Raw genomic sequence first — 7,678 nt, 5'->3', positions numbered from 1 at the left:
AAGCGCCTTGGCAGCCTGCGCGCCGAGCGTGCCGCAGCGCGCAGTCGACGGAAGGACCGGTGCGAACCGGTCGGCCGGCAGGCCGAGCGCGTCGATCAATGCGCCATCCCATGCGCCGTCGGGCGTCGCGAGCGCGGTCGCGCACGCGTCGCTCGGATCGGCCGCGACGTCGCCGCCCAGCGCGATGCGCAACCAGTCCTTCGGCTGCACGGCCCAGCGCGCGGCGCGCAGCGCTTCGGGTTCATGTGTGGCCAGCCAGCGCAACAGCGGGCCGGCCATGCCCGGCGCGACGGGGTTCGGTGCAACGGGCAAACCGGCGGCGCGCCAATCGGCCGCCTCCGCTTCGCGCACCGCGCGTGTGTCGGGCCATAGCAGCGCGGGCCGCACCGGCTGCCCCGCCGCGTCGATCAGCACGACACCGTGCATTTGCCCCGAGAACCCGATCGCCGCCACCTGCGCACGCTCGTCGGCCGGCAGCCGCGCGGCCGCGCGCACGAGCGCCTGCCACCACGTGTCCGGCGCGATCTCCGCCCAGCCGGGCTGCGGCGACGACAGCGTATAAGGTTCACTCGCGACCGCGCGCTCGACGCCGTCGGCGTCGAGCGTGACGAGTTTGACGGAGCCGGTGCCGAGGTCGATTCCGAGCAGGCGCATGACGTGAGGGCGAATTCGAATGAACGGATGTCGATGATAACGGGATCGCGATGCGCGCCCCGTTTTTTGCCGCTACCGCGGCAGGCCAAAAACGCGGTCGCCGGCCGGGTTCCACCCGGCTGCACCTTGCGGGCCAAAGCGGCCGTTCACGGGTTAACCCGGCACGATTTTTCCCAGGCACTTTTTGCCACTATGCAGCCCGCCCGATACACACCATAAAGCGGCCGATATTTGGCACGGGGGCCAGCGCTATTTTGAAGGGCTATAAAACCGGGGAACCTCACTCCTGCGGCTGTTTCCCGATGATCGACACCCTGTTGCATGCCGAAATGGCATATCGAACCAGCAAAGAACGGAATAGTACCCAGCGCTCTTGTTGCGTTGATTCATTCCGCATAACTTCGTATCACCCCGAAAACAAGATCATGGAGTGAGACAGATGCAACCGAACACGGTCCATCCGTGCGATGAGGTGCTGCCGACCGGCAAGCTGGTAACGCTTGGCCTGCAACACGTCCTCGTCATGTACGCCGGCGCTGTCGCCGTGCCGCTTATCGTCGGCGCCGCGCTCAAGCTGCCGAAAGACCAGATCGCGTTCCTGATCAGCGCCGATCTGTTTTCGTGCGGCATCGCCACGCTGATCCAGACGCTCGGCCTGTGGATCTTCGGGATCCGCCTGCCCGTCATCATGGGCTGCACGTTCGCGGCAGTCGGCCCGATGATCGCGATCGGCACCAACCCCGGCCTCGGCATCCTCGACATCTTCGGCTCGACCATCGCGGCCGGCATCATCGGCATCGTGCTCGCGCCGACGATCGGCAAGCTGTTGCGGTTCTTCCCGCCCGTGGTCGTCGGCACGGTGATCGCGGTGATCGGGCTGTCGCTGATGGAAGTGGGCATCAACTGGGCGGCCGGCGGTGTCGGCAACCCCGAATACGGCAGCCCCGTCTATCTCGGCCTGTCGCTGCTCGTGCTCACGCTGATCCTGCTGATCAACAAGTACGGCCGCGGCTTCGTCGCGAACATCTCGGTGCTGCTCGGCATCGTCGCCGGCTTCGCGATCGCCTTCGCGATCGGCCGCGTGAACACCGACGGCGTCGCGCACGCACCGTGGGTCGGCTTCGTGATGCCGTTCCACTTCGGCCTGCCGCACTTCGACCCGCTGTCGATCGTGACGATGGTCACGGTGATGTTCGTCACGTTCATCGAATCGACCGGCATGTTCCTCGCGGTCGGCGACATGGTCGATCGCCCGGTCAACCAGGAGCGCCTCGTGCGCGGCCTGCGCGTCGACGGCCTCGGCACGCTGATCGGCGGCATCTTCAACTCGTTCCCGCATACGTCGTTCTCGCAGAACGTCGGCCTGATCGGCGTGACGGGGGTGAAGAGCCGTTTCGTGTGTGCCACCGGCGGCGTGATCCTCGTGCTGCTCGGCCTGTTCCCGAAGATGGCGCAGGTCGTCGCATCGGTGCCGCCGTTCGTGCTCGGCGGTGCGGGCATCGTGATGTTCGGGATGGTGGCGGCGAACGGCATCAAGGTGCTGTCGAAGGTCGACTTCGTGAACAACACGCACAACCTGTTCATCGTCGCCGTGAGCGTCGGCATGGGCCTCGTCCCGGTCGTGTCGCCGCACTTCTTCTCGAAGCTGCCGCCCGCGCTCGCCCCGATCCTGCACAGCGGCATCCTGCTGGCATCGGCGACGGCCGTGATCCTGAACATCGTGTTCAACGGCGTGAAAGGCGAGAAGGACGCACGCTGCGACATCCGCCGGGCCGGACACGACTTCGACGGGCGTCCCGCCGACGTGCATCACTGATCGCCTCACGCCGGACGACGGCGCGGAGAAGCGGTAACGAAAAACGCCACGGCATGCCGTGGCGTTTTGCTTTGCGGGGCTGGACCGTGCGCGGTAATCGGTCGGACGGTCACGGCGCGTGAAAGCGGGTCGCCACGGGCGCGGCACGGGATGCTCGCCGGCGACGCAGGATGACTGGTCCGGCACGATAAGCCGCACCGGAGCCCGATGCGCGCATCGTCACCCCGACCACCTTCGCGCAACGCGATTCGAGTATGCAAAAGAAAACGCCACGGACTTTCGTCCGCGGCGTTCTTGTTTCCGCAACCAGCCGGTTCGAAAGACAAGCGCGGTAGACCTCGCCTGCCCTTCCTTGCGCTTACCCGTTCGTCGCCGCTGCCGACGCTGGCGCCGGAGCGGCCGCCTTGTCGTAGTCGACCGGTGCATCCGGCGCGCGCGGCGTTTCGCCGGCCCGCTGGATCCACCCGCCGCCCAGTGCGCGGTAGAGGGTGACCAGGTTCGTCCAGCGTGCCAGACGCGCGCTGATCAGCGTCTGCTGCGCGGAGTACAGATCCGTCTGCGCGGTCAGCACCGACAGATAGCTGTCGACACCGTTCTTGTAACGCAGGTCCGACAGGTCAAAACGTCGCTGCTGCGCATGCTCGTTGCGCTCGAGCGCCGCGATCTGCTGGTCGTACGTGCCGCGTGCGGCGAGACCATCCGACACTTCGCGGAATGCCGACTGGATCGCCTTCTCGTAGTTCGCGATCTCGATGCGCTTCTGCACATGCGCGAGGTTCAGGTTCGCAATGTTCTGACCGCCTTCGAAGATCGGCATCGTGATCTGCGGCGCGAACGACCATGCCGCCGTGCCGGCCTTGAACAGGCCGCCGAGCGTCGGGCTGCCGGTGCCGAACGCGCCCGTCAGCGAGATCTTCGGGAAGAACGCCGCGCGCGCCGCGCCGATGTTCGCGTTCGCGGCGAGCAGCGTCTGCTCGGCCTGCATCACGTCAGGACGACGCGTGAGCAGATCCGACGGCAACCCGGCCGGCACGTCCGTCAGCAGGTTCTGCGCGTCGAGCGGCATGCCCGCCGGCAGATCGTCCGGCAGCGGCTCGCCGATCAGCAGCACCAGCGCGTTCAGCGCCTGCGCACGCGCACGTGCCTGCGCCTGCTGGTTCGCGAGCGCCGTCTCGACCACCGTCTGCGCCTGACGCAGCTCGAGCTCGGAGCCCGTGCCGTTGTCGAATTGCAGCTTGGTCAGGTCGTACGACGCCTGCGCGGTCTTCAGCGTGTTCTCCGTGACCTTCAACAGATCGTCGGTCGACAGCAGCGTCAGGTATTGATCCGCCACCTGCGACACCAGCGAGATTTCCGACGCCTGCCGCGCGTACGACGTCGACAGGTACTGCGCGAGCGCCTGATCCTTCAGGCTCTGCACGCGGCCGAACAGGTCGAGCTCCCACGACGCCGACAGCCCGACGTTGTAGGCGCGCGAGATGTACGGCGCACCGGTCTGCGAAAGACCCTGCGGCACGCGCTGGATATTGCCCGTGCCCGTACCGTCGAGCGTCGGGAACAGCCCCGCGCGCGTGATCTGGTACTGCGCGCGCGCCGCCTCGATATTCAGCACCGACACGCGCAGGTCGCGGTTGTTCTTCAGCGCGATCTCGATCAGCCGCTGCAGGCGCGGATCGACGAAGAACTCGCGCCAGCCGATGGCGGTCGCAGCTTGCCCGTTCGCGCTGCGCGCGCCGGCCGCACCCGGCTGCGTCGCGTAGACGCCGTCGGCCGGGTACGCCTGCGCGACGGGCGCATCGGGCCGCTTGTAATGCGGCGCCATCGTGCAGCCCGTGGCGAAGAGCGCGACCGCGATTGCAGTCAAAGCGTGTTTTTGCATCATCACTGTCCCTTGTTGCCTTCGTCGCCGTTGCCCGGCTTCTCTTCGTGGTGCGAGTGCTCCTGAGCCAGGCGCAGCGCCTCGTCGACGTCTTCCTTCTCGCCGCTGAAGATCGCGCGGATCTTCACGAAGAACATCGGGATCATGAAGATCGCGAGGAACGTCGCCGTGATCATCCCGCCGATCACGCCCGTACCGATTGCGTGCTGGCTGGCCGAACCCGCGCCGTTGCTGATCGCGAGCGGCATCACGCCGAGAATGAACGCGAGCGACGTCATCAGGATCGGACGCAGCCGCAGGCGCGCCGCTTCCAGCGCGGCCTCGATCGGCCCCATCTTCTCCGTCATCTGCAGTTCGCGCGCGAACTCCACGATCAGAATCGCGTTCTTCGCGGACAAGCCCACGGTCGTCAGCAGGCCGACCTGGAAGAACACGTCGTTCTCTAGGCCGCGCATCGTTGCCGCAAGCAGTGCACCGATCACGCCGAGCGGCACCACCATGATCACCGAGAACGGGATCGACCAGCTTTCATACAGCGCCGCGAGACACAGGAACACGACGAGGATCGAGATCGCGTACAGGATCGGCGCCTGCGAACCGGACTGGATTTCCTGGAACGACAGGCCGGTCCACGAATAGCCGATACCGACCGGCAGCTTCTTCGCGATCTGTTCCATCGCAGCCATCGCCTGACCGGTCGACTTGCCCGGTGCGGCCTGACCCTGGATTTCCATCGCCGATACGCCGTTGTAACGCTCGAGCTTCGGCGAACCGTACGTCCAGTGACCGGTCGCGAATGAGCTGAACGGCACCATCCCGCCCGACCCGTTGCGCACGTACCAGATGTTCATGTCTTCCGGCGTCATCCGGAACGGTGCGTCTGCCTGCACGTAGACCTTCTTGATCCGGCCGTCGGTATCCAGGAAGTTGTTCACGTACTTCGACGCCCATGCGATCGAGAACGTCTGGTCGATCGCATCCGCCGTCACGCCGAGCGCGTTCGCCTTCTCGCGATCGATGTCGACCTTGTACTGCGGCGTATCGTTCAGGCCGTTCGGACGCACACCCTGCAGCGTCGGATCCTTCGAGGCCATCCCGAGCAGCTGGTTACGTGCGGCCATCAGCGCATCGTGGCCGAGACCCGCGTTGTCCGTCAGCTCGAAGTCGAAGCCGGCAGCGGTGCCGAGTTCGGGAATCGACGGCGGGTTGAACGGGATCACGATCGCGTCCTTGTAGCCCGCGTAGCGCCCGAACATCCGGCCGATCAGCGCCTGCACCTTCTGGTTCGCATGCTGACGCTGCGAGTAGTCCTTCAGGCGAACGAACACGAGACCGGAGTTCTGGCCGCGGCCGGCGAAGCTGAAGCCGTTGACCGTGAACGCCGATTCGACGATTTCCTTCTCGTCCTTCAGCAGGTAGTCGGAAATGTTCGCGAGCGTCTTGGCGGTCGTTTCCTGCGTCGAGCCCGACGGCGTCTGCACGATCACGAACATGAGGCCCTGGTCTTCATCCGGCAGGAACGACTTCGGCAGGCGCACGAACAGCAGGCCGACCGCGACGATCACGACCAGGTAGATGATGAGCCAGCGGCCCGAGCGCTTGATCACGTGGTGCACGCCGACGTGGTACTTGTCGCGGCTGTTGTTGAACGTGCGGTTGAACCAGCCGAAGAAGCCCTTCTTCTCTTCGTGATGCCCTTGCGGGATCGGCTTGAGGATCGTCGCGCACAGTGCCGGCGTCAGAATCAACGCGACGAGCACCGACAGCACCATCGCCGACACGATCGTCAGCGAGAACTGGCGATAGATCGCGCCGACCGAACCGCCCGAGAACGCCACCGGCACGAACACCGCCGACAGCACGAGCGCCACGCCGACAAGTGCGCCGGTGATCTGGCCCATTGCCTTGCGGGTCGCCTCCTTCGGTGACAGGCCCTCTTCCGCCATCACCCGCTCGACGTTCTCCACGACCACGATCGCATCGTCCACCAGCAGGCCGATGGCGAGCACGAGGCCGAACATCGACAGCGTGTTGATCGAGAAGCCCACCATCGACATGATCGCGAAGGTGCCCAGCAACACGACCGGCACCGCGATCGTCGGGATGATCGTCGCCCGCAGGTTCTGCAGGAACAGATACATCACGAGGAACACCAGCACGATACCTTCGAGCAGCGTCTTGACCACTTCCTCGATCGACAGCTTCACGAACGGCGTCGTGTCGTACGGGTACTTCACGACGAGGCCGTGCGGGAAGAACGGCGCCAGTTCGTCGATCTTCGCGCGCACGGCCTTCGCGGTCGCCAGCGCGTTCGCGTTGGTCGCGAGCTGGATACCGAGTGCCGCGGTCGGCTGACCGTTGTACTTCGTGTCGAAGTTGTAGTTTTCGCCGCCGAGTTCGAGCTTCGCGACATCCTTCAGGCGAACCTGCGAGCCGTCCTGGTTGACCTTCAGCAGGATGTTGCCGAACTGCTCGGGCGTCTGCAGCAGCGTCGATTCGGTGATCGTCGCCTGCAGCATCGTGCCCGGCGTGGACGGCGTGCCGCCGATCTGGCCGCCTGCGATCTGCACGTTCTGTGCGGAGATCGCGGTCGACACGTCGACCGGCGTGAGGCCGTAGTTCGTCAGCCGGGTCGCATCGAGCCAGACCCGCATCGCGTACTGCGAGCCGAACAGCGTGACGGTACCGACGCCGTTCAACCGGCTGATCGGATCCTTCACGTGCGACGCCACGAAGTTCGCGAGGTCGTACTTGTTCATGCTGCCGTCTTCGGAGTTGAAGGCGAGCACCAGCAGGAAGCTGCTGCTCGACTTCGTCACCGAGAGGCCGAGCTGCTGCACGACCTGCGGCAGAATCGGCGTCGCGAGCGACAGCTTGTTCTGCACCTGAACCTGCGCGATGTCGGCGTTGGTACCCGGCGCGAAGGTCAGCGTGATCGTCGCGTTGCCCGAGTCGTCACTGGTCGACGACATGTACAGGAAGTTGTCGAGACCGCTCATCTGCTGCTCGATCACCTGCGTCACCGTGTCTTCCACCGTCTTCGCGGAAGCGCCCGGGTAGTTCGCGGTGATCTGGATCGAGGGCGGCGCGATCGTCGGATACTGCGAGATCGGCAGCGTGAAGATCGCCGCAACCCCGGCCAGCATCAGGATGATGGCGATCACCCACGCGAAGATCGGGCGATCGATAAAAAACTTTGCCATGAAACAGGCTCCCTGTTATTGCGCGCTCGAAGCAGCGGCAGCACTCGCCGGCGCGGCGCCCGATGCGGCAGCACCGGAAGCGGCAGCGGCGCCGGAACCGGCGGCAGCCGGCGCGGCGGTGGCGGC

The 7,678-nt window shown here is 65.6% G+C and carries 4 protein-coding genes; 1 reads left to right on the top strand and 3 read right to left on the bottom strand.

All coding sequences use genetic code 11. The features are described from left to right. Positions 1-654 (bottom strand): FGGY family carbohydrate kinase (locus F3J15_RS36505; protein ID WP_275692420.1); only part of this gene is annotated, 654 nt, incomplete at its 3' end. A gap of 439 nt (positions 655-1,093) precedes the next feature. Here F3J15_RS36505 and F3J15_RS36500 point away from each other — a divergent pair. Beyond that, a complete protein-coding gene (locus F3J15_RS36500; RefSeq protein WP_166897537.1) occupies positions 1,094-2,470 on the top strand; it encodes a nucleobase:cation symporter-2 family protein in 1,377 nt (458 codons plus the stop codon). Positions 2,471-2,828: 358 nt separating this feature from the next. On the opposite strand, the gene F3J15_RS36495 is transcribed toward F3J15_RS36500, so the two are convergent. Together F3J15_RS36495 and bpeB are read right to left on the bottom strand one after the other, a co-directional pair. Next, complete coding sequence (locus tag F3J15_RS36495; protein WP_166897523.1) at positions 2,829-4,352, bottom strand: efflux transporter outer membrane subunit; 1,524 nt, start codon at positions 4,350-4,352, stop codon at positions 2,829-2,831. Beyond that, the gene (gene bpeB / locus F3J15_RS36490; protein ID WP_166897521.1) at positions 4,352-7,552 is read right to left on the bottom strand and encodes an efflux RND transporter permease BpeB; all 3,201 of its coding nucleotides are present in this window, start codon (positions 7,550-7,552) and stop codon (positions 4,352-4,354) included. The genes F3J15_RS36495 and bpeB overlap by 1 nt, the downstream gene beginning before the upstream one ends. Positions 7,553-7,678: the final 126 nt, after the last annotated feature.

Origin of the sequence: Burkholderia sp. Ap-955 (assembly GCF_011753045.1) — a bacterium.
Lineage (GTDB): Bacteria > Pseudomonadota > Gammaproteobacteria > Burkholderiales > Burkholderiaceae > Burkholderia > Burkholderia lata_D.
The sequence above is the reverse complement of the archived record's forward strand: the minus strand, read 5'-3'. Positions and strand labels throughout refer to the sequence as shown.